19 protein-coding genes are annotated in these 24,480 nt (G+C 40.4%); 11 read left to right on the forward strand and 8 right to left on the reverse strand.

The annotated features are described in order from the left end of the window. From dnaA to ABIS04_RS00025, 5 genes are all read left to right on the forward strand, one after another. Positions 1-1,386 carry a chromosomal replication initiator protein DnaA gene (gene dnaA / locus ABIS04_RS00005; RefSeq protein ID WP_137224104.1) on the forward strand — a complete coding sequence of 462 codons (1,386 nt, stop codon included), beginning with the start codon at positions 1-3 and terminating at the stop codon, positions 1,384-1,386. A 19-nt stretch (positions 1,387-1,405) separates the two neighbouring features. After that, a complete protein-coding gene (dnaN, locus tag ABIS04_RS00010; protein WP_140232841.1) occupies positions 1,406-2,506 on the forward strand; it encodes a DNA polymerase III subunit beta in 1,101 nt (366 codons plus the stop codon). A gap of 91 nt (positions 2,507-2,597) precedes the next feature. Further along, the gene (gene recF / locus ABIS04_RS00015) at positions 2,598-3,680 is read left to right on the forward strand and encodes a DNA replication/repair protein RecF (protein WP_137224100.1); all 1,083 of its coding nucleotides are present in this window, start codon (positions 2,598-2,600) and stop codon (positions 3,678-3,680) included. Positions 3,681-3,695: 15 nt separating this feature from the next. Continuing rightward, the gene (gene gyrB, locus ABIS04_RS00020) at positions 3,696-6,113 is read left to right on the forward strand and encodes a DNA topoisomerase (ATP-hydrolyzing) subunit B (protein WP_137224098.1); all 2,418 of its coding nucleotides are present in this window, start codon (positions 3,696-3,698) and stop codon (positions 6,111-6,113) included. A gap of 116 nt (positions 6,114-6,229) precedes the next feature. Beyond that, positions 6,230-7,276: an HDOD domain-containing protein gene (locus ABIS04_RS00025; protein ID WP_137224096.1), complete on the forward strand. Its 1,047-nt coding sequence runs from the start codon at positions 6,230-6,232 to the stop codon at positions 7,274-7,276. Between the two features lie 85 nt (positions 7,277-7,361). On the opposite strand, the gene glyS is transcribed toward ABIS04_RS00025, so the two are convergent. Continuing rightward, complete coding sequence (gene glyS, locus ABIS04_RS00030; RefSeq protein WP_140232845.1) at positions 7,362-9,446, reverse strand: glycine--tRNA ligase subunit beta; 2,085 nt, start codon at positions 9,444-9,446, stop codon at positions 7,362-7,364. A 9-nt stretch (positions 9,447-9,455) separates the two neighbouring features. Next, positions 9,456-10,361, reverse strand: a complete 906-nt coding sequence (gene glyQ, locus ABIS04_RS00035; RefSeq protein ID WP_350432162.1) for a glycine--tRNA ligase subunit alpha — start codon at positions 10,359-10,361, stop codon at positions 9,456-9,458. A gap of 112 nt (positions 10,362-10,473) precedes the next feature. Here glyQ and ABIS04_RS00040 point away from each other — a divergent pair, with 112 nt between their 5' ends. Beyond that, the gene (locus ABIS04_RS00040) at positions 10,474-11,037 is read left to right on the forward strand and encodes a DNA-3-methyladenine glycosylase I (protein ID WP_350432163.1); all 564 of its coding nucleotides are present in this window, start codon (positions 10,474-10,476) and stop codon (positions 11,035-11,037) included. Positions 11,038-11,098: 61 nt separating this feature from the next. On the opposite strand, the gene ABIS04_RS00045 is transcribed toward ABIS04_RS00040, so the two are convergent. The 5 genes from ABIS04_RS00045 to fadB form a co-directional block, all read right to left on the reverse strand. Next, positions 11,099-14,281, reverse strand: coding sequence for an amidohydrolase family protein (locus ABIS04_RS00045; RefSeq protein ID WP_350432165.1), 3,183 nt, complete (start codon positions 14,279-14,281; stop codon positions 11,099-11,101). A 293-nt stretch (positions 14,282-14,574) separates the two neighbouring features. Further along, the gene (locus tag ABIS04_RS00050) at positions 14,575-15,018 is read right to left on the reverse strand and encodes an MOSC domain-containing protein (RefSeq protein WP_350432166.1); all 444 of its coding nucleotides are present in this window, start codon (positions 15,016-15,018) and stop codon (positions 14,575-14,577) included. A 3-nt stretch (positions 15,019-15,021) separates the two neighbouring features. Continuing rightward, positions 15,022-15,267 carry a sulfurtransferase TusA gene (gene tusA / locus ABIS04_RS00055; protein WP_137224084.1) on the reverse strand — a complete coding sequence of 82 codons (246 nt, stop codon included), beginning with the start codon at positions 15,265-15,267 and terminating at the stop codon, positions 15,022-15,024. A 245-nt stretch (positions 15,268-15,512) separates the two neighbouring features. After that, the gene (gene fadA, locus ABIS04_RS00060) at positions 15,513-16,676 is read right to left on the reverse strand and encodes an acetyl-CoA C-acyltransferase FadA (RefSeq protein ID WP_350432167.1); all 1,164 of its coding nucleotides are present in this window, start codon (positions 16,674-16,676) and stop codon (positions 15,513-15,515) included. Between the two features lie 22 nt (positions 16,677-16,698). Next, a complete protein-coding gene (fadB, locus tag ABIS04_RS00065; protein ID WP_350432168.1) occupies positions 16,699-18,849 on the reverse strand; it encodes a fatty acid oxidation complex subunit alpha FadB in 2,151 nt (716 codons plus the stop codon). A gap of 235 nt (positions 18,850-19,084) precedes the next feature. Here fadB and pepQ point away from each other — a divergent pair, with 235 nt between their 5' ends. From pepQ to hemG (ABIS04_RS00085), 4 genes are all read left to right on the forward strand, one after another. Continuing rightward, a complete protein-coding gene (gene pepQ, locus ABIS04_RS00070) occupies positions 19,085-20,404 on the forward strand; it encodes a Xaa-Pro dipeptidase (protein WP_350432170.1) in 1,320 nt (439 codons plus the stop codon). Next, positions 20,397-21,011 carry a YigZ family protein gene (locus ABIS04_RS00075; protein WP_350432171.1) on the forward strand — a complete coding sequence of 205 codons (615 nt, stop codon included), beginning with the start codon at positions 20,397-20,399 and terminating at the stop codon, positions 21,009-21,011. Before pepQ ends, ABIS04_RS00075 begins: the two co-directional genes overlap by 8 nt. A 73-nt stretch (positions 21,012-21,084) precedes the next feature. Further along, positions 21,085-22,542, forward strand: coding sequence for a TrkH family potassium uptake protein (locus ABIS04_RS00080; protein ID WP_140232863.1), 1,458 nt, complete (start codon positions 21,085-21,087; stop codon positions 22,540-22,542). After that, positions 22,542-23,072 carry a menaquinone-dependent protoporphyrinogen IX dehydrogenase gene (hemG, locus tag ABIS04_RS00085; RefSeq protein WP_137224076.1) on the forward strand — a complete coding sequence of 177 codons (531 nt, stop codon included), beginning with the start codon at positions 22,542-22,544 and terminating at the stop codon, positions 23,070-23,072. Before ABIS04_RS00080 ends, hemG (ABIS04_RS00085) begins: the two co-directional genes overlap by 1 nt. Positions 23,073-23,348: 276 nt before the next feature. Here the strand turns inward: hemG (ABIS04_RS00085) and ABIS04_RS00090 are convergent, their stop codons facing one another. Beyond that, the gene (locus tag ABIS04_RS00090) at positions 23,349-23,654 is read right to left on the reverse strand and encodes a metalloregulator ArsR/SmtB family transcription factor (protein WP_011635510.1); all 306 of its coding nucleotides are present in this window, start codon (positions 23,652-23,654) and stop codon (positions 23,349-23,351) included. A gap of 200 nt (positions 23,655-23,854) precedes the next feature. Between ABIS04_RS00090 and hemG (ABIS04_RS00095) the strand changes: the two genes are divergently transcribed. After that, complete coding sequence (hemG, locus tag ABIS04_RS00095) at positions 23,855-24,400, forward strand: menaquinone-dependent protoporphyrinogen IX dehydrogenase (RefSeq protein WP_137224074.1); 546 nt, start codon at positions 23,855-23,857, stop codon at positions 24,398-24,400. Positions 24,401-24,480: the final 80 nt, after the last annotated feature.

Raw genomic sequence — 24,480 nt, forward strand, 5'->3', positions numbered from 1 at the left:
GTGGCGGTTTCACTTTGGCAACAATGTATCGGCAGACTGCAAGACGAGTTATCAGCGCAGCAGTTCAGTATGTGGATCCGTCCGTTACAGGCTGAAATGGATGGTGATACATTGGTTTTGTATGCGCCAAATCGTTTTGTGCTCGATTGGGTACGCGATAAATACATTAATATCATTAATCAATTTTTTACTGAACAAATGGGCAGTAATGCACCTATGTTACGTTTTGATATTGGTAGCCGTCCTTCTGCACGTCCTGTTGCACCCGCTCCAGTAGCTGCTAAGCCTGTTAATCGTCAAACAAAAGCCCAAGTAGGAACGACATCTTTTAATACTCAGGCCGAACCCATTATTAATGCCAATCACCGTAGCAATATTAATCCTACATACCAGTTCGATAACTTTGTTGAAGGTAAATCGAACCAATTAGGTAAAGCGGCGGCGTTACAAGTATCTGAAAACCCAGGTGGTGCTTATAATCCATTATTTTTATATGGTGGCACCGGTTTAGGTAAAACACATTTATTACATGCAGTTGGTAATGGGATTATTAAAAATAATCCCAATGCTAAAGTGGTGTACATGCATTCTGAACGATTTGTTCAGGACATGGTGAAAGCGTTACAAAATAATGCCATTGAAGAATTTAAGCGTTATTACCGTAGCGTAGATGCATTATTTATTGATGATATTCAATTTTTTGCCAATAAAGATCGTTCACAAGAAGAGTTTTTCCATACCTTTAATGCATTACTTGAAGGCAATCATCAAATTATTTTAACTTCTGACCGTTATCCAAAAGAGATCGACGGGGTAGAAGATCGCTTGAAATCGCGTTTTGGTTGGGGTTTAACGGTTGCTATTGAGCCACCAGAGTTAGAAACCCGCGTGGCGATTTTAATGCGTAAGGCACAAGAAAGTGGCATTAATTTACCTGATGAAGTGGCATTCTTTATTGCCAAGCGTTTACGTTCAAACGTACGTGAATTAGAAGGTGCACTAAACCGTGTGATTGCTAATGCCAACTTTACTGGCCGTCCGATCACTATCGATTTTGTGCGTGAAGCATTAAGAGATCTCTTGGCACTGCAAGAAAAATTAGTCACTATAGATAATATTCAGAAAACGGTTGCTGAGTACTACAAAATAAAAATGGCAGATATGCTGTCTAAGCGTCGATCTCGTAGTGTCGCTAGACCTAGACAAGTGGCAATGGCGCTATCTAAAGAACTTACAAACCAAAGCTTACCGGAAATTGGTGATGCTTTTGGTGGTCGAGACCACACGACAGTCTTACATGCATGCCGTAAAATCGCGCAATTACGCGAAGAAAGTCATGACATTAAAGAAGATTATGCTAACTTGATTAGAACTTTGTCTTCGTAATTCAGGGAATGTAGACACGATGAAATTTTCAATTGATAGGGATGCCCTATTAAAGCCATTGCAGCTAGTGTGCGGCGCAGTAGAGCGCAGACACAATTTACCTATTTTAGCCAACTTGCTCGTTGAAGTTAGTGAGTCCTCACTTAAGCTTACAGGTACTGATTTAGAAGTTGAGTTGGTCGGTCAAGCGGCAATTCATGGAGATATTGTTGTTGGTCGTACTACTGTTCCGGCTAAAAAACTATTGGATATTGTTAAATCATTACCAGAGCAAAGTGAATTAAAAGTCGAACAACAAGACAATAAATGGTTATTGCGTTCAGGTCGCAGCCGTTTTTCATTGGCAACATTACCCGCCGAAGATTACCCTAACGTTGAAGAGTTTCAAGCAGATATTGAATTTAACTTAAAGCAAGGTGTGTTGAAATCGATTATTGATTCTACTCAGTTTTCAATGGCTAACCAAGATGTTCGCTATTATCTCAACGGTTTGTTATTTGAAACAGAAGGTAATGTATTACGTGCAATTGCCACCGATGGTCACCGTTTAGCATTAAGCCATCGTACTATTGATATTTCATTACCTGAAAAACAAGTCATTGTGCCTCGTAAAGGTGTTGTTGAAATGGCGCGCTTGCTCGACAGTGATGATCAAGACATTACAATTGCCATTGGTGATAATGCCATTCGAGCCATAACTAGTTCAGCCGTGTTTACCAGTAAACTTGTTGATGGTCGTTTCCCTGATTACCGACGTGTATTACCTAAGGGTGGCAATAAAGTCGTCATAGCCAGTCGTAACCAGCTAAAACAGGCATTGACTCGTGCTTCTATTCTGTCGAATGAAAAATTCCGTGGAGTACGTATTCAGCTCGAGCCTGGTTTATTGAAAATAACTGCCAATAATCCCGAGCAAGAAGAAGCAGAAGAGATTATTGATGTTGATTATAACTCTGAAGCTTTAGAAATTGGTTTTAACGTTAGTTATCTTCTTGATGTGCTAAATAACTTAGCCAGCGATGAAGTGCGTATTACCTTAATTGATGGTAATTCTAGTGCTTTGATAGAGAACCACAAAGAAGAAGATTCTATGTATGTAGTGATGCCAATGCGTCTGTAACGGTTTATCTGCTTATTGTTTATTAAGGTGCTGTAAGGCACCTTATTTGTCTGTATAGGATTATTAACTGCATTTATCACAATAGGTTTTCATGAGTTTATCGCGTATTACCATTGGTTCATTCCGCAATATTACCTCTGCGTCATTGCAGCCTTGCGATGGCTTAAACTTGATTTACGGCCAAAATGGCAGTGGCAAAACCAGTATCCTCGAAGCTATTTACTTTTTGGGTATGGGGCGCTCATTTCGAAGCCACTTATCACAGCGTGTCATTAACCATGATGACGATAAACTTACTTTATTCGCACATTCAATTACAGCAGATACAGACTGTAAAATTGGCTTACGTCGCCATCGAAGTGGTGAGATAGAAGTTAAAATTGATGGTGAAAAAGTGAAGCGCCTATCAACGTTAGCCGAAACTTTACCTATCCAAGTTATTACTCCAGAAAGTTTTTCTTTATTGTTCGAGGGGCCTAAAGCTCGACGTCAATTTATCGATTGGGGGGCATTTCATTCTGAGCCACATTTTTATCAAGCTTGGGTCAATACTAGAAAGGTTTTAAAACAACGCAATCAATTACTTAGAAATCAAGCTCCCTATAGCCAAATACAATTTTGGGATAAGGAGTTGGTACGGTATGCTGAACAGGTTACCGAGATACGAAATCAATATGTAGACTCGTTAAATGTGCTACTTAAGGGTATAATCGGAGTGTTTTTACCTCAGATTGATATTAAGGTCTCTTTTACTCGAGGATGGGACAGTAAAACGGATTATTCCCAATTACTTGAAAACCAATACTCAAGAGATTTAGCCACTGGAAATACGGGCAGTGGCCCCCATAAAGCAGACTTACGTTTGCGTGTGGGCACTTTACCAGCGCAAGATGCGTTGTCCCGTGGACAATTAAAATTATTAGTCTGTGCACTGCGTATTGCACAGGGAAAGTTGCTCAAACAACAGCTAGATAAAAATAGTATTTATCTGGTTGACGATTTACCGTCAGAGTTGGATGCACAGCATAGGCAGCTATTGCTAAAGCAGTTAACCGAAACCGGTGCACAAATTTTTGTCACTGCTATCGATCCGCTAGCAATAGTCGATTCGTTATCTAGCCCTCCAAGCAAGATGTTTCATGTGGAACAAGGGCAAGTAACGGTTATTGAATAACAATGAGAGATAAATATGTCAGAGAATAGTTACGATTCTTCGAGTATCAAGGTATTAAAAGGCCTTGATGCAGTCCGTAAGAGACCTGGTATGTACATTGGTGATACTGATGATGGCACAGGTCTTCATCACATGGTATTCGAAGTGGTTGATAACTCTATCGATGAAGCTTTAGCCGGCCATTGTAGTGAAATCACCATTACCATTCATTCCGATGGTTCTGTCTCAGTAAAAGATGATGGTCGTGGTATTCCTGTTTCGATACATGAAGAAGAAGGGATCTCCGCTGCAGAAGTTATTATGACGATACTTCATGCTGGTGGTAAGTTCGATGATAACTCTTATAAAGTCTCCGGTGGCCTTCATGGTGTGGGTGTATCGGTAGTTAATGCTTTATCGAAAAAACTGCAGTTAACCATTCGTCGTGCCGGTAAAATATACGAGCAGTTTTATACTCACGGTATACCAGATGCACCCATTAAAGAAATTGGTGATTCGGTTAAAACAGGTACCGAACTTCGTTTTTGGCCAAGCACAGATACGTTTACTGACGTTGAATTCCATTTTGAAATTTTGGCCAAACGCGTACGTGAACTATCATTCCTGAACTCAGGAGTGGGCATTCGCTTGGTTGACGAGATTGAAAATAAAGATGAATTCTTTAAGTACGAAGGTGGTATTAGTGCCTTTGTTGATTACTTAAACCGTAACAAAACTCCAATTAATAAAGACGTATTTCATTTTTCTCAAGAAAGAGATGACGGCATTACCGTAGAAGTGGCAATGCAATGGAATGACGGTTACCAAGAAAATATTTTTTGTTTTACCAATAATATTCCACAACGCGATGGTGGTACTCACTTAGCCGGTTTCCGTGGTGCTCTAACGCGTAACTTGAATAACTACATGGAACGTGAAGGATTTAACAAAAAAGGTAAAACTAATGCTACTGGCGATGATGCGCGAGAAGGCTTAACGGCAGTTATTTCGGTAAAAGTTCCTGATCCTAAGTTCAGTTCACAAACTAAAGATAAACTAGTATCTAGTGAAGTGAAAAGTGCAGTTGAACAAACAATGGGTGAGCAGTTAAACGATTACCTATTAGAAAACCCAGCAGATGCTAAATTAATTGTTGGTAAAATTGTTGATGCATCCCGTGCGCGTGAAGCTGCACGTAAAGCGCGTGAAATGACTCGTCGTAAAGGCGCGTTAGATTTAGGTGGTTTACCAGGAAAACTTGCTGATTGCCAAGAAAAAGATCCTGGCCTTTCTGAAATATACATAGTGGAAGGGGACTCTGCTGGTGGATCAGCTAAGCAGGGACGTAACCGTAAAAACCAAGCGATTCTTCCGCTAAAAGGTAAGATTTTAAACGTAGAAAAAGCGCGTTTTGACAAGATGTTATCTTCACAAGAAGTGGCAACGCTGATTACTGCATTAGGTTGTGGTATTGGTCGCGATGAATACAATCCAGATAAAACTCGTTATCACAACATCATCATCATGACCGATGCTGATGTCGATGGATCGCACATTCGTACCTTGCTATTGACCTTCTTCTTCCGTCAAATGCCTGAGCTTATTGAGCGTGGTTATATCTATATTGCTCAGCCTCCTCTTTTCAAAGTGAAGAAAGGTAAACAAGAGCAGTATTTGAAAGATGAACCTGCATTGACTGAGTATTTAACCACTCAAGCACTCGATGGTACCAATGTTTATCCAAGCCCTGGTGCTCTAGGTATGTCTGGTGAACCTTTAGAGCGTTTAGTGGCGCAGTACCGTGAAGTTGAACGTATTATTACGCGCTTAGAAAAACGTTTCCCTGCTAACTTACTCGACCGCATGCTATATCACCCAGAAGTGACAGCAGAGATGTTGAGTGATGAAGCACAAATGCTCACATGGTGTAATACTTTTATTGCTGATTTAGTTGAGCGTGAAAGCAGTGGTATTATTTTTACTGCCAATGTCATGCTTGATCCTGAGCGTAAAGTTTACACTCCTAGCGTGACGATCCGTAAGCATGGTATTGATACTAACTATTTATTTGGTTATGACTTTTTCAATTCAGCTGATTACCACCGTATTGCCAAGTTAGGTGCGGCATTGCACGGTATGATTGAAGAAGGTGGTTATGTACAACGTGGCGAACGAGTTAAAGAAGTTGAAAGCTTCTTAGAAGCACTAGATTGGACGATTAGCGAAGCTAAACGTGGTTTGTATATTCAACGTTATAAAGGATTGGGTGAAATGAACCCCGAGCAATTGTGGGAAACTACAATGGATCCAGAATCACGTCGTATGTTACGAGTTACTATTGATGATGCGGTTGCTGCAGATCAATTATTCACCTGCTTAATGGGCGATCAAGTTGAACCACGTCGTGAGTTTATTGAAACCAATGCTCTGAATGTCGCAAACTTAGATGTATAAGACATTTTAGATAAATAATGGGCGCCTCAGGGCGCCCATTTTTGTTTTTATTGCTATGGTTATAAAGAAAGTATCAATTAATTTGATTGGTACAAGATCTCATAAGGCTTTCAATCGTGGTGACAGATTTCTTTAAAAGGTTATTTAATATTCGTGACCGCAATGAACAAGCCAAATTTACAGGTGTCACCGCAGTAGAAAAACGTCAACAAGCTAAGCAACAAGCACCAGTCATTGAGGTAACAGAAAAGCAAGCTGTTGAATCACAGTTAGATTTATCGGCTTTATTTTATAGTTTATTATTTGCAACGCCATCCACAACGACTACAGGTATTGCTAATAACCTTGAACGTAACGTAATGCAAAATATTGAACAGGCATTAAGTTCACCACAAGCAATTGCGGAAAATGTTTTAAAGCTACCGAGTAAAATACTCGAGCTCGATAAAAAACTTAGCGATGACGGGATTAAAACCCAAGAGCTAATTCAACTTATTGAACAAGATCCTTTGTTGTGTGTGGACGTGCTCAAGCTGTGTAATTCCCCCGCGTTTAAACGATCTGATAGTGATGTTAATAGTATTAAACAAGCATTAGTTCAAGTTGGCAGGCAACAACTAAGACAATTTATTACAGTGTGTTTAGCGCGAGAGTTAATTGATATAAAACCGATTTATTTCAGGCGTTTTGGCGCTGAAATTTGGCGTCATTCAATGCAGGTCGCTTTTTTAGCCAGTGAGTTATCGAGTCCAGATCAACGAGATAGCTCATTTCTTTTGGGATTACTGCATGATGTAGGGAAAATTGCGATTTTTAAAATGCTGGTGGACTCTTTTTATCAAGCTGAACCTGGAGAGCAACCTAACTCAATGCTTTTTAAGCAGGTAATGACCACTAAGTCGTTAACCTTAAGTGCGCTTCTTGCTCGTCATTGGCAATTACCTCGACACTTTGAAACACCGCTAACGTTACTTGCTAATACTAATATTAAACCTGACGATGATATGGCATTGCTGATTTGGAAAGCCAATATTATTAGTGAATGTTCGATGTTGCTGCAAGCGGATAAATTACCTAAACCAGCTTTAGCCCTTTTATTAGCTCAAGTAGAGTTTAGCGAAGAACAGTTTATCGAATTGCATCAACAACTCATCAATTTCTAGATATTATTCTGTTATTAATTTTTGTAGTTTTTTTAATAATAAAAAAGCGCCTAAAAGGCGCTTTTTTTACTTTGGTTAGTATTCATTACTGCAGTAGTGAAATATCAGCAACGTGCAAGAACTGTTCACGAAGATTGGTTAATAACGCTAAACGGTTATTTTTTAATGCTTCATCATCAGCCATTACCATCACATCTTCAAAGAACTGATCGACGCTTTCACGTAAGTCTGCCAATAAGGTTAATGCTTGTTGGTAATCTGCGTTTGCAAATAATGGTGCTAACAAAGGCTGCAATTGAACAAGTTTATCTGCCAAGGCTTTCTCTGCTGTTTCCGTTAATAGCGCTTGGTTGATGTTTTCAGGCAATTTACCTTCAACCTTAGCCAAGATATTAGAAACGCGTTTATTTGCAGCAGCAAGGGCGGTAGAGGCTTCTAAACTACGGAAATGTGATACGGCTTTAACACGGCTGTTAAAATCAGCAGGACGTGTTGGACGACGAGCAAGTACAGCCAAAATTACGTCAACTTGAATGCCTTTATCGTGATACCAGCTGCGGAAACGGGCCATTAAGAACTCAAGCACGTCATCGGCAGTATTGGCGTTACTGACATTGTCCGCGTGTAATGCCTGCGCTTTAGCAATAAGGTCAACTAAGTCTAGTGGCAAATTGTTTTCAACAATAATGCGTAAAATACCGATAGCCGCGCGGCGAAGTGCAAATGGGTCTGCTGCACCTTTTGGTGCCTGGCCAATGCCAAAAATACCGACTAACGTATCTAATTTTTCTGCTAGTGCAACAGCACATGACACTGTAGCCGTTGGTACAGTATCACCAGAAAATTTAGGCTTGTACTGTTCTTCAAGTGCAATTGCAACGGCTTCTGTTTCGCCGTCTAAGCGTGCGTAGTGCATGCCCATTGTGCCTTGAGTATCTGTAAACTCCATCACCATGTTCGTCATAAGGTCTGTTTTAGACAATAAACCAGCACGGCTAGCGTCAACACTGTTGGTGTCTACGTTGTGGTTATTCAATTGAGTTGCAATGAAACCTGCTAACGCTGAAATACGTTCAACGCGTGCTTTTAACGTACCAAGTTGTTTTTGAAAAACAACGGTCTCTAAACTGGCTATACGAGATTCAAGCGTTTGCTTTTTATCGGTATTAAAGAAGAACTCAGCGTCAGCTAAACGTGGACGAACCACTTTTTCGTTACCTGAAATAATCTGCTGCGGGTCTTTAGATTCTATGTTGGTGACAAAGATAAAGTTAGGCAATAATTTGCCAGCTTTATCAAATACTGGGAAGTACTTTTGGTCACCTTTCATGGTGTAAACTAAGGCTTCCGAAGGAACATCTAAAAACTTTTCTTCAAAGTTAGCCGTTAATACCACAGGCCATTCAACCAGTGAAGCAACCTCTTCTAATAGATCATCCTGAATATCTGCTACACCGCCTAATTTAGTCGCAGCAGCTTCTGCATCAGCTTTAATCAGTGATTTACGTAATTCATAATCAGCAAGCACTTTGCCTTGCTCTTTCAGTGCGCTTAAATAATTGTCAGCATGGTCTAGTTCAAAACTAGCTTTACCCATAAAGCGGTGTCCACGAATGATTCGTGCAGACTTAATGCTTAATAATTCAGCGTCAATTAATTCGCTACCGAGTAGAATGGTAACCGTGTGAACAGGGCGGATAAATTGAGTTTTATTATTGCCCCAACGCATTGGTTTTGGAATAGGCAATTTATCGAGTGCGCGTTGTGCCATGTCAGCAATTAAGCTTTTAGTTTCTACGCCAACCACTTTAGCTTGGTGAACTAACCATTCACCTTTGTCTGTCACTAAACGTTCAGCTTGTTCAACGGTAATACCATTGCCACGAGCCCAACCTTGTGCTGCTTTAGTCGGGTTACCATCTGCATCAAATGCTGAACTTACCGCAGGACCGCGTTTTTCAACAATTTTATCTGCCTGTGCTTGCGCTAAGCCAATAATGTTAATGGCTAAACGACGAGGCGCGGCATACCAAACTGCAGATTCAAAAGGTAAATCTGCTTTGGTTAATTCATCGGTAAAGTTAGCTAAAAATGATTCAGCCAAAGTGCGTAATGATTTTGGTGGTAACTCTTCAGTACCAATCTCAATGAGTAAGTTTTCAAAATTCATTCGTTACCTCTACTTACACAATGGGAAGCCAAGCGCTTCACGTGCTTGATAATAAGATTCTGCTACGCCTTTGGCCATAGTACGAACGCGGAGAATATAACGCTGACGTTCGGTGACTGATATTGCATGGCGAGCATCAAGTAGATTAAAAGCATGCGATGCTTTCATTACTTGCTCGTAAGCTGGCAGTGGTAACGGTTTTTCTAGTGAAAGTAAGTGCATGCACATTTTTTCACATTGATCGAATAGGATGAACATAAAGTCGACATCGGCATGTTCGAAGTTATAGGTGGATTGTTCTACTTCATTTTGATGAAAAATATCACCGTAAGTCACACGACCTAATGGGCCATCTGTCCATACAAGGTCATAAACACTGTCTACTTCTTGTATATACATGGCTAAACGTTCAAGTCCGTAGGTGATTTCACCTGTAACGGGACTACATTCAATACCACCAACTTGCTGGAAGTAAGTGAACTGACTTACTTCCATACCGTTTAGCCAAATTTCCCAACCTAAGCCCCAAGCACCTAATGTTGGCGATTCCCAGTTATCTTCAACAAAACGAATGTCATGCACTAACGTGTCAATGCCAAGCGCTTCAAGTGAGCCTAAATAAAGCTCTTGAATGTTATCTGGAGATGGTTTTAGCACTACTTGGAATTGGTAGTAATGTTGTAAACGGTTAGGGTTTTCACCATAACGTCCATCAGTAGGACGGCGAGACGGTTGCACGTATGCACTGCTCATTGGCTCTGGGCCTAATGAACGTAAGAACGTCTGCGGGTGAAAAGTACCAGCACCAACTTCCATATCGAGAGGTTGAACAATTGCGCAACCTTGCTGCGCCCAATATTCCTGAAGGGTTAGTATGAAACCCTGAAATGTCTTTACGTCGTGTTTCGTCGTCATGTCTACTACTGTCAGGCTATTAATAGAAAATGGTAGTGATTATACCTTGTAGAGCAAGGCAGATGTAGGTTATTTTTTAACGTATTCATAAAAACGTTAATGGAACCGTACCATGCAAGTTAACCGATGTGGCTGGGTAAGTGAAGATCCTTTATATCAGCATTACCATGATACCGTTTGGGGACGGCCTGATTTTGATGCTAAACATCTTTTTGCCAAACTCTGTTTAGATGGGCAGCAAGCCGGTTTATCTTGGCTTACCATTTTAAAAAAGCAAAAAAACTACGAGCAACTGTTTTTCGGTTTTGAACCAAGTGTTATTGCTGAGTTTGATCAAGATAAGGTTGAAGCATTAATGCTTGAGCCAGGCATTGTGCGTAACCGCCTTAAAATTAACTCGATCATCAAAAATGCTAAAGCGTATATGGTATTTGTAGAGCAGGGTAATGATTTTTCTATTTTTTTATGGGATTTTGTTGGTGGCTCACCTATCGTTAATCAATTCGAGTATTTAAGCCAAGTACCTGCACAAACACCCGAGTCTGAAGCTATGTCTAAAGCGTTAAAAAAGCTTGGTTTTAATTTTGTTGGCCCGACAATTTGTTATGCCTTTATGCAAGCTGTGGGCATGGTGAATGACCATACAACTGATTGCCATTGTTACGGTCAGTATTGATTTTAAGCATAAAAAAGGGTGTTCCACGTGGAACACCCTTTTTATTGGCTTAACTTAACCGTTAAATTTTTTCAAAGAAAAAAGGCTGACGCTTATGTTTATCACCATTGAGTTGATTCATGGTTTCAGAATTAAATAGCTTACCATTGACCATGGTGTAAGTGACCTTATCTGTCGTTCTGATATCGGTTAATGGATCTCCATCAATCACAATTAAGTCTGCTAATTTACCGACTTTAATAGAACCTAGTTGATGGTCCATACCAAAGGTAGTAGCAGGGTTAATAGTTGCTGTTTTTAAAACTTCCATATTACTCATGCCGCCTTGAGCAAACATCCACATCTCCCAATGCGCAGCTAATCCCTCGCGCTGACCATGAGCACCAATATTAGGTTTAACGCCTATTTTGTTTAACTCATTAGCTACGCGGGCAACATTAAAATGATTGTAATGTTCATCAGGCGCAGTAATGCGTCGCATTGAACGCGCATCTAAAATATCGTGTGGAACATACATGCTTAGGCGAGGGTGAGCCCATACATCCGTTTTGTCATACCAGTAATTCTCGCCGGAAATACCACCATAAGCGACAACTAAAGTTGGTGTGTAGTGAACTTCTGTTTGGCTCCAGAATTGTTTAATGTCGTTGTAAATTGAAGCAGCAGGTAACGAATGTTCTACTGTTGTATGCCCATCCGCTATCATGGATAAATTGTGCTGCAGTAAACTTCCACCTTCAGGCACAACCATCATTTCGAGTTCACGCGCCGCTGCAATAATCTGTTGACGTTGATCTCGGCGTGGCTGGTTATAACTTTTAACGCTAAATGCACCTACTTTTTTAAGACGCTCTAAGTGGAACTTTGCATCATCCAGTGAATCTACATGCGAAGTATAACCTGGTAAGTTGGCTCCATATAAAATAGTGCCTGTTGAGAAAATTCGCGGACCAACAATGTTGCCTGCTTTTTGTTGTTCAGAAGCTGCAAAAATTTCGGTAGTGTCATTTGATGGGTCGTGAATAGACGTTACCCCAAGTGACAGGCCTGAATATAAGGCCCAGTTTTGTTGTGGAATAATTTCATCATCTGCTTGGCCGCCATGTGCATGGGCATCAAATAATCCTGGCATAATGGTTTTACCGCTAATATCGATAACTTGGGCATTTTTAGGTATAACGGTATTAGCATCACCAACACTGACAATTTTATTGTCTGTAACGATAACGACACCATTTTCAATGACATGGTCATTTTCCATAGTGATTACTTTACCGCCGCTAAATACCACTGTTCCACGTGGAACATCGACTTTATTTTTAAAACCAATTGAAGTGATTTTAGGATCGACCTTGGTTTCAGCTTTTGCATATTGAGTATCGACATCAGCTTGATATAAATCTGGGCCCAATGTCCAATATAGTTGGTTGTTTTTTCCGTTCCAACTAATGCTTTCACCTGCACGAGCACTTAGTTGAGTTATTGGTAAGTTGGTTGCTTTAGGTCCTATAGCGACGGTTTCACCATGTTTAGCAAAAGGAGTGACATACACTCTAAAGCGCTCTGCAAAAGCCAAGTGTTCACCGTTTGGAGATAAACGAAACTCGGTAGCATGGTCGCTGGTGTAATGAGTACGCTTTTCAAAACCATTCATGCCGATAGAAGCAAACTCTGGTGTTTTATTGAAATCCATAAAATAAACACGGTCTGAATCAGCGCCAAATTGTGGTTGGTGACCACTGGCAGAGAGCTTAGTACTTTTTCTGCCTTTGACATCCACTTTATATAAACCGGGTTCTTGTGACCAAGTGCGTGGTGTCATGTATCCACCGCGAGCCTTTCTATAAACAATATATTCGCCATCAGGCGAAAAGGTCGGTTCGACATATTTGCCGGGCTCGTTGGTCAATACCTTGGCTTTACTACCTCCAGCACTAACGACACTGACAGTACCTTGCTGTTGATCATTCCAGGTAGTGAATACAATGTCTTTACCGTCGCGTGACCACTGTGGAAACAGCTCATTGATGTCATCATCTAAACGGGTTAATCGTTTATGTTTACCATCTTTAACATCACGAATCCAAATTTTACCTAAGGCTTCAAATATCACTCTTTCGCCGTCAGGTGATACTTGTGCCATACGCAGCATTTTTACATCAAATTCATCTTGATCTAAGTTTTGAGTAAAGCGGACTGATGGCTGAATATCTCTTTGAGATTTAACACTGAATGGAATGTCAGATATTTTTTTACTGTCGACATCAAGTTTATTAATTTTACCTTTAGCCCAAAATACGATGTGCTTATTGTCTTTGGTCCAAGACATTGTTGGATACACGCCATGAATTGCCCAGGTTTCTTGCATATCACGATCGAGTTTGTCATACAGCTTAGTTTCTTCACCAGACTTTAAATCCAGTGAATATAGTGTCGATTGGAATCCATCACGTTTGATGTAAGCAAGCGTTTTGCCATCAGGGCTTGGTGTTGGGCGGATAGCACCACCAGTTCCTTCAATTAATACTTCAATATCGCCCGTTTGGGTGTCATAGCGCTTAATTTTATAAATACCTTTGACAGAATCTTTTGAGTAATGAAAGGTCTTGCCCGGGGTCGCATCTTGGCTAAAGTAGATATATCTACCATCTGGCGAGTAGGCCGGTTCACCCAAATCTTTTTGTTCGTTAGGGCGCTCTGTTAGTTTAACTCCTTCACCACCAGCAACGTGAAACATCCACACCTCACCAGCTCCGAGGCTGCGGGTGCCGGTAAAATGTTTACGTGCCACTAAATACTGTGAATCAGGACTCCAGGCCGGGCTGTTCAGTAAACGGAATGTTTCAGCAGTGATAGGGTGTGGATTGGTACCATCGGCATTCATTATCCAGATATTGTCGCCGCCATCTTCATCAGAGGTGAAAGCTATATACTTACCGTCTGGGCTATATACTGGCTGCATTTGCCAAGCTATACCTTTTGCCAGTGGTTTGGCTTCGCCTCCTGCTATCGGTATTTGATAAATATCACCTAATAAATCAAATACAATGTGTTCACCATCTGGCGATACATTGACGTTCATCCATGTGCCTTCGGTTACATTGATATCAATTTTACTTAATGGCGCATTTTCTGGAGCATTTACGTGCCATTTAACTTTGTCATCTTCGGCATAGGCAAAGCTAGACATACCTAGAGTAAGTGCCATTGCCGTGTAAAGTGGAGTGAGTTTTTGAGTCAACATAGAGTAGATTATCCGTTGTCGTTTTTATTTTCAGTGGATTTAATCAAGCCCAATACCCGTTTAGGAAATGTCATTTTGCCTGATTAGATGACCTAAAGAGTATTTGGCTTTACTGCGTTTGTCGGTTTGAATAGTTCCTTTATCGCATAAATTACCGATAAGGTGTACAACAAATCTGTATCAATTAATGACAGACGTTAACACATATGTCTGTTATCGATTAATAGACAATGAGTGCTATAGTGTTAGATTTTATTATGAAAGGCTTAAACGAAAATGATTTATCGGTTTTACTAATCTATTTTTACTGAGTCATCTAGTTGTATTAATCCAGTTCGAATCACGCGGCAGGTGACACCGCCACGCCAATCTGGCATTAATGCTTGCTCTAGGCCGGGATGAGCTAGTTCCATTTTGTTGCACGGATCAGTTTCGCCTGTAATCTGTAACTGCAATTCTGATCCAATCTCAATAATTTTACCTAGATCAGTGGCACTAAATTCATAACCACTAATTAATAAATTTGCTCTACGAGTTAACCAGTCAAGGTTTGTATTAATTTGCTGACAGGCCATTAGCCATTGTTGTTTTGACATCACGGTCACTTGACGTTTACTTGGTCGGCCAAAAACATCATTTTCGACACCTCGCTCTAATGTTACATTGGCACAAAAGGCTGGTTTCATTATGCCGCGCTTTGCTGTTTTATATGCGATAGCGTCCAATGTAATTGTCATTAATTACAATCCTTTTTTAAGCAAGTACTGGTAAGGGGTTTTGCTGGTATCACTGGCAATTAACGTGTGATCCATAAATTCACAAAAACTCGGAATATCTCGAGTCGTTGCAGGGTCATCAGCAATGACAAGTAATACTTCTCCATCAGCCATTTTTCGTACCGTTTTGCGGATCATCATAACGGGCTCTGGGCAGCGTAGGCCAAGAGCATCTAAGTGATGTTGTGCTTGAGTATAAATATCGGTCATTGAATGCTATCTATATTACTAATCTAATTATCGCTAATGTTACTCTTGTCATTTAATCTTGCCAAGTTTGCTTCACTCTTAATGTTATTTTAGTTTTTAATTGATTTTTTATTTTCCATAAAACATGTTTCACGTGGAACATTAGCCAAAGTAGACAAATTAAAAAAATAAAAAACGAGCCTTATGGCTCGTTTTTTTCAACTCAGTTGATATAAATGAAAAGTATCAGCTTGGTTTTATAACCATTAAACGCGTTCGAATACAGTTGCGATACCTTGACCTAAACCAATACACATAGTGGCAAGACCAAGTGTTGCATCTTTTTCTTCCATTAAGTTTATCAGTGTTGTCGAAATACGCGAACCAGAACAACCTAATGGATGACCTAATGCAATTGCGCCACCGTTAAGGTTAATCTTTTCATCGATGACATCTTGCAAGCCAAGATCTTTAACACAAGGTAATGACTGTGCTGCGAAGGCTTCGTTTAATTCAATAAGGTCTAAATCGGCAACCGATAAACCTGCGCGAGCTAATGCTTTTTGGGTTGCTGGTACTGGACCATAACCCATAATTGCAGCATCACAACCAGCAACGGCCATAGAGCGAATACGTGCACGAATTGGTAAACCTAAGGCGCGAGCTTTAGATTCTTCCATAACCAACATTGCAGAAGCACCATCTGACAATGCAGAAGATGTTCCCGCCGTAACGGTACCATTAACTGGGTCGAATGCAGGGCGTAAAGTCGCAAGTGATTCAAGTGATGTTTCAGGACGAATAACCTCGTCGGTCAACACTTTTATCAAGGCACCTTTTGCATCGTGACCTTCGATTCCCCAAATCTCTTTGGCGAAACGACCTTCAACTGTAGCGGCATGGGCACGCTGATGAGAGCGTACTGCAAATGCATCTTGTTGTTCACGAGTTATACCATACATTTTACCTAACATTTCAGCGGTTAAGCCCATCATTCCAGATGCTCTTGCTACACGCTTTGACATGCCGGGATGGAAATCAACACCGTGGCTCATAGGTACGCTACCCATGTGCTCAACCCCACCAATAATGAAGGTGTCACCTTGGCCCGTCATAATTGCACGAGCCGCTTGGTGAAGAGCGTCCATTGATGAACCACATAAACGGTTTACGGTAACTGCACCTGCCGTTTTTGGAATACCAGCGATTAATGATGCATTACGCGCAATGTTAAAACCTTGTTCAAGGGTTTGCTGCACACAACCCCAAATAACATCTTCAATGTCGTTAGGATCTAGTTGTGGATTACGCACCATCAGAGCTTTCATTAATTCTGCAGACAATGTTTCTGCACGTACATTTCTAAATACCCCAGCCTTAGAACGGCCCATTGGGGTACGAATGCAGTCTACGATAACAGCTTGTTTCATGATTTAATTCCTTTCCCACTGATTAGGCTTGGTAGTAACTACCGTTGTTGGCTGCAAGTTCACGCATCGCATCGGTTACTTGATATAAACCACCAAGGTGTGCATATTTGTCTGCTAGGGCAACAAAGTTTGCTACGCCCATGGTGTCTAAGTAACGGAATACACCGCCACGGAATGGAGGGAAACCAATACCGTAAACTAGACCCATATCGCCTTCAGCAGGTGATGCAATAATGCCTTCTTCTAAACAACGAACTGTTTCGATGATCATCGGGATCATACAACGAGCGATGATGTCATCTGACTCGAATGCTTTTAATTCACCGAACTCAGCGCTTAATAATTCATAGCTTACTGGATCAATGTCTTTTTTCGGCTTACCACGACGGTCAACAGAATAAGCATAGAAACCTTTGGCATTCTTCTGGCCTAGACGCTTATTTTCAAACATTATATCAATCGCGTCTTTGCCGTTTTTACCCATGCGATCAGGGAAGCCTTCTGCCATTACTGCTTGTGCATGATGACCGGTATCTAAACCAACTACGTCAAGTAAGTAAGCCGGACCCATTGGCCAGCCAAACTGTTTTTCCATGACTTTATCGACAGCCGCAAAATCAGCGCCTTCTGCGAGTAGACCACTAAAGCCTGCAAAGTATGGGAACAATACGCGGTTAACGAAGAAGCCCGGACAATCGTTTACTACAATTGGGGTTTTACCCATTTTGCTTGCATACGCAACAACGGTTGCAATGGTTTCTTCAGAGCTGTGCTCACCACGGATAATTTCAACTAATGGCATTTTGTGCACTGGATTAAAGAAGTGCATACCGCAGAAGCGTTCAGGTTTCTTAAGGCTTTTAGCCAATAAGTTGATTGAGATAGTTGAAGTGTTTGATGCAATAATGGCATCTTCAGATACATATTGTTCAACTTCAGCTAGCACTGTTGCTTTCACTTTTGGATGTTCAACAACCGCTTCTACTACAATATCGCTATTTTTAATGGCAGCATAATCGAGTGAAGGAGTGATGTGGTTGAGAACTTTTGCCATTTTTTCTGGCGTAGAACGTCCACGAGCTACTTGAACTGTCAGTATCTTCGCCGCTTCATTTAAACCTAAATCAAGTGCAGGTTGCGCGATGTCTTTCATCACGATTGGCGTGCCTTTACTTGCACTTTGGTATGCAATACCACCACCCATTATACCAGCACCCAATACAGCTGCTTGGTTAACATCGTGAGCCAATTTACCCGCTTTCTTTGCTTTAGCTTTAACGTACTGGTCATTTAAGAAAATACCAATTAATGCCTGGGCAACTTCTGTTTTAGCTAATTTAATGAAAGCCTGAGCTTCCACTTTTAATGCATCATCACGACCTAAACCTGCAGCTTGTTCAACAACATTCACAGCAGCCATAGGTGCTGGATAATGTTTGCCTGCAACAGAGAATACCATCCCCTTAGCGGTGCTAAAACACATCAAGGCTTCTAGTTTAGGTAGCATTAATGGTGATTGCTTTAGGGTACGACGAGCTTGCCAATCGATGCTGCCATCAAGTGCTTCTTTCAACATTTGAATTGCTGAAGCTTCTAAATCTTCTGGAGCTACAACGGCATCAATAGCGCCAACTTTTAATGCGTCTGCTGGTCGTTGATCTTTACCTGAGGTAATCCACTCAAGTGCATTATCAGCGCCGATAATTCTAGGTAAACGCACTGTGCCACCGAAGCCAGGAATGATACCTAGTTTGGTTTCAGGTAATCCAATACGTGTATTGGTATCAACAACACGTAAGTCAGTGGCTAAAATAGTTTCGAAACCACCACCAAGAGCAAAACCGTTAACGGCAGAGATAGTTGGAAAAGGTAAATCTTCAAGTTTGTTGAATACTGCATTGGCTTGTTCAACCCATGTGAGCAGTGTTGCATCATCTTGCTTAAATAAACTTAAAAATTCGGTGATGTCTGCGCCAACGATAAAGGTGCTTTTTGCTGATGTCAGCATTAAGGCTTTAACCTTGGTGTTTTGTTTGATGCTATCTAAGGCTGCATCAAGTGAGGCTAGAGTTTCTCTGTCAAATTTATTTACCGAACCTTGTGCGTTAAAACACAACTTGGCAATATTATCTTCAAGTAACTCAACCTGAATAGTAGGGCTTTGGTAGATCATTGCTTGCTTCCTTATTGCTTAAAAGCGACTTCCACATCTTATTTACTGTGCAGTTATCAAGCTTGAATCACAGTAGTTTAGGCCATCTCTTGACCAACTAAATATCAGTGTGCGACTAAATGAGACAAATTACAACACCCAATTTAAACGGCCGTTTAATTTTTTGTCATTTAGCGAGGAGTTTTTATCTTTGTGATAGACTCAATAAGTTAATATTTATGAAAAGGGATAGTCAATGGATCAGTTAGCCCATTTATATCATGCACACATCGGTGAGCTAAATCGTCGTGTTGCTGAAATTTGCCAACGTGAAAATATATCGGGTTTAGTGATTCACTCGGGACAACCTCATCGACAATTTTTAGATGACTTAAACTATCCCTTTAAAGTGAACCCACAATTTAAAGCTTGGTTACCTATTTTGGATACAGCTAATTGTTGGCTAATTGCGAATGGCCAAGATAAACCGACTTTAGTTTTTTATCGTCCCGTCGACTTTTGGCATAAAGTCAACGACGTACCACAAGCTTTTTGGACTGAACATTTTGATATTCAGTTACTGACTAAGCCTGATCGTATTGCTGACTATTTGCCTAAAAGTCTGACATCATGGGCTTATATAGGTGAGCATTTAGACGTGGCTGATATATTAGGTTTTACCGCTCGGAATCCGGATGCGGTAATGAACTATTTACATTATCACCGTGCAGATAAAACTCAGTATGAGCTTGAGTGTATGCGCCGAGCCAACCAAATTGCGGTAAAGGGCCATTTAGCCGCTAAAAATGCCTTTTATAATGGTGCGACTGAATTTGAAATCCAACAGCAGTACTTACTTGAAATTGGTCAGGGTGAAAACGAAGTACCTTATGGCAACATTGTGGCTTTAAACCAAAATGCGGCCATTTTGCATTACACTGCTTTAGAACATGTAAATCCTGTACAACGTTTATCGTTTCTTATCGATGCAGGGGCTAGCTATCACGGATATGCTGCCGATATCACTCGAACTTATGCATTTGAAAAAAACCGTTTCTGTGAGTTAATTGCCGCACTCAATAAGGTACAGTTAGCCATTATTGATACTATGAAACCCGGAGTTAAATACACCGACTTGCATATTGCGACTCATCAACATATTGCACAATTACTAATTAATTTTGATATTGCAAAAGGCAGTATTGAGCAGTTAATTGAGCAAGGTATTACTCGAGCATTTTTCCCTCATGGATTAGGGCACATGCTAGGGCTTCAAGTTCATGATATGGGGGGATATGCTCATGATGAACGTGGTACCAATATTGCTGCACCAGGCGATCACCCATTTTTGCGTTGTACTCGGGTGTTAGCACCAAATCAAGTATTAACGATTGAACCCGGTTTATACATTATTGATACCTTACTTGAACAATTATCAATATCAGCTAAACAAGCGATTAATTGGAATGCTATTGATGAGCTTCGCCCATTTGGTGGTATTCGTATCGAAGACAATGTCATTGTTCATCATAATCGTAATGAAAATATGACAAGAGAGTCTGGTTTAGTTGATTGAGTCATATTTAATACCACAAGCTAACATATTGATAGAAGAAGAGATAAAGCATAGCCGCTTTATCTCTTTGTTATTTCATTGCCCGCATCCTAGTAATATGAAGTTAGTACTTACCAATATGAAACAGCAATACCCAGGAGCAAGCCATTATTGCTATGCATTTGTTGCTGGTAGCCCTGAAAATACCATTGACATGGGCGCCAGTGACGATGGTGAACCATCAGGTAGCGCTGGCAAACCCATGCTAGCGTGCTTACAAGGCGCAAACATTGGCGAGCTAGGGGTTATTGTAGTGCGTTATTTTGGTGGTACTAAATTGGGCGTTGGTGGTTTAGTGCGTGCTTATACCTCGGGTATAAAGCAAGGATTAACTCAAATACAAACTCAAGTTAAGCATATAAGGTACCCTGTAAGCTTAGTGTGTCATTATTCCCAACTAACAGATGTTGAGTATTTAGTGGCTCTGCATGATGGTGAGATTGTTGATAAAGTATTTTCCGAGATTGTAGAAATACACTTTGAATTGGCTAAATCGCATCATCTGGCTTTTAATCAAGCATTAGCGACGCTGACCCAAGGTCAGCTACAAGTAAAGTTTACAGTTTGAGCTATGACCAACTTATGCCAAAATGTCACTTAATTGTTAAATTCGACGCAGTACAACTTAAACAGAATCCTTAATGCAATATAAAACAATTATTAGAATCACCGGTTTGCTGATGGGATTATTTTCAATCACCATGTTGCCATCAGCATTAGTGGCTATCTTATATAAAGATGGTGGCGGTACCGCCTTTATTCAGGCCTTTTCTGTCAGTATTTTTTTAGGCTTTTTATTATGGTATCCCAACCGTCATGAAAAAGGTGATCTTAGAACTCGCGAAGGCTTCTTGATTGTAGTGCTGTTTTGGACAGTACTAGGATCAATTGGTGCACTGCCATTTATTTTTTCTAATAACCCAGATTTAAGTTGGACTGATAGTTTTTTTGAATCGTTTTCGGCCTTAACAACAACGGGAGCAACGGTCATCGTTGGGTTAGATGACCTCCCTAAGTCAATATTGTTTTATCGCCATTTACTACAATGGATGGGGGGGATGGGTATTATCGTACTGGCTGTAGCTATTTTACCGCTACTGGGTATTGGTGGTATGCAACTCTATAAAGCAGAAGTACCTGGGCCAGTGAAAGATACCAAGGTTACGCCGCGAATAGCCGAAACAGCGAAAGCGTTATGGTACATCTACTTTTTACTTACTACCGCTTGTGCATTGGCATTTTATTTTGCTGGCATGGATGCATTTGATGCTATTTGCCATTCATTTTCGACCATTGCTATTGGTGGCTTTTCCACCCACGATGCCAGTATAGGTTATTTTGAAAGTCCGCTGATTAACGTTATTTGTGCGGTTTTCTTGTTGATTGCAGCGGTTAATTTTAGCTTACATTTTGCCGCATTTACTCGCCGCGGTATTAACGTTAAAGTCTATTTGAAAGACGCCGAATTTAAGGTGTTAATTGCTGTTCAGCTGTTGCTTACGGCAATTTGTTTTACGACTTTATATCAGTCTGGTATTTATGATTCTCCAGAGAAAACCCTCGATTATGCTTTTTTTCAAGTCGTTTCTATTTCAACAACTGCGGGGTTTGGTACTGAAAGCTTCCATTCTTGGCCGTTGTTCTTACCTATTCTATTAATTTTTTCTAGCTTTATTGGTGGTTGCGCTGGTTCTACTGGTGGTGGTATGAAAGTGATTCGCTTAATTTTGCTTATCTTGCAAGGTTCACGTGAAATGAAACGATTAATCCATCCTAAAGCAATGTATTCGATTCGAATTGGAACAATGGCATTGCCAGATAGAGTTATTGATGCCGTTTGGGGTTTCTTTTCTGCCTATGCGTTGGTGTTTGTTGTGTGTATGGTGATATTAATGGCCATGGATATGGATGCCATCACAGCATTTAGTGCGACCGCAGCAAGTTTAAATAACTTGGGACCAGGACTCGGGGACGTCGCCTCTAATTATGCCAGTATTACAGACGGCGCTAAGTGGGTACTGGTAATGGCAATGCTATTTGGTCGATTAGAAGTATTCACCTTACTGGTATTATTCACTCCTACGTTTTGGAAAAATTAATGTTAAATACAGTTATTTTATATTCAACGGTTGATGGTCAGACACTGGCAATTTGTCAGAAAATTAAGCAAGTACTAACTGAACAAGGTGAGCAAGTAAGTGTAGTTAATTTAGCGGCTGCTGATGTTAATGATTTAGCTTCTGTGGACAAAGTGGTTATAGGTGCCAGTATTCGATACGGCAAACATCGACCTGAATTGTTCAAGTTTGTTGAGCAACACCAAGCGATACTCGATACCAAGTTAAATAGTTTTTTTACCGTCAATGTCGTCGCAAGAAAGCCTGAAAAAAATACTCCAGAAACCAATCCATATATGCAAAAGTTTTTAGGATTATCGGCTTGGAAACCTAAGCTATTAGGCGTGTTTGCGGGCAAGATTGATTATCCTCGTTATCGTTTTGTTGATAAGTTCATGATTCGATTTATCATGTGGATGACGAAAGGACCGACAGATACTCAGGGAACGTTCGAGTTTACGGATTGGGGTAAAGTAGACGAGTTCGCTAAACAAATCGCAGCGCAAAAATAACCTCATCATATTTGTAGTAAATTTAATGCGTTTTTAGTTAACACGATTAATCCCTTCTCGGTATAACAGTAGGGACAACTCGGTAAAGTGGCTTTATTTAACACCTGTAATATCAAAGTTACCATTTGTTGTGCGAACCAAGCACTTTTACGTGTTAATAACAGATTTTTTGCAAATCAAACCAACCAAGGGTAACGGGATGATGGTAGTTTGATAAACATTTATTATCCCAGAGCTTGTTAACGGCCAATGTAGCGGCCTAAACTTCAGTGTTGTTTAAGCACAGTAGCGGCGATGAAGAATAGAAATAACTTCAGTGACTTGCTCATTTTTCAGGGTGTAATAAACCACTTGTGAACTCTTGCGAGTGTTAACCAAATCTTGGGTGCGTAATACCGCTAAATGTTGTGATAATGCCGATTGGCTCAAAGGAACCGTTTCATTTAACTCAGTGACACTTAGTTCTTGTTCTAACAATAAACATAAAATCATTAAGCGGTAAGGATTGGCAATGGCTTTTAGCCATTGTGCTGCCGTTTCTGCATTATTTAGCATTGTTGCAACGTCAATATCTTGCTTCATGAGTGTCCTTATATATGACCTGTAATTACGTAGAGGGTGAGTGCTATTAAATTTCTTGTATCATCATACTGCTGCATCACAGAGATCTCAATTTTAACTATTAAATATATGAGCTATTTCTAATTTGTGATCATTGCAGGGGTTTAAAATCGCTTTTATTGCCAAAATGAGACAAATTATCCAATAATGAGAATTAAAAAATGGCCAATATTTTAGTGTTATATTATTCCCGAGGTGGTCATACGGCACATATTAGCCGAGTAATTGCACAGCAAATTGAATCCAAAGGTAATCATTGTGATGTTGTTAATATTCAAGATAAAGCGACTATTGAATGGTCTAAATACCAAGCCGTTGCGTTAGGTGCTTGTGTGTTATATGGCTCATATCATAAATCAGTATTTAAGTTTGTTCGCGAAAACAAGCAGCATTTATCACAAATACCAAATAGTTTTTTTTGCGTTAGCGTTGTGGCTCGTAAACCAGAAAAACGAATTCCAGAAAATAATACCTATTTGCAAAAGTTTTTAACCTTGTCAGAGTGGAAACCGCAGGATGTTAAAATTATTGCTGGTAAAGTCGATTATCCTTCATGGCCTTGGTATGACAGTTTTATGATCCGTCTTATCATGAAAATGACTGATGGTCCTACTGACCCCACCGCAATTATTGATTATACCGACTGGGAAGATGTAAAGGTTTACGGTGATCATATTGTCGAATTAGCGACGGCTGTACCTGCGTAGTCGCTGTTGTACCAACTCAACCTCCTGATAAATGATCTGTGTCAGGGGGAATCAACATTTATCCTTAGTACTTAATTCTC

The organism is Shewanella sp. H8 (genome assembly GCF_040285065.1).
GTDB lineage: Bacteria > Pseudomonadota > Gammaproteobacteria > Enterobacterales > Shewanellaceae > Shewanella > Shewanella polaris.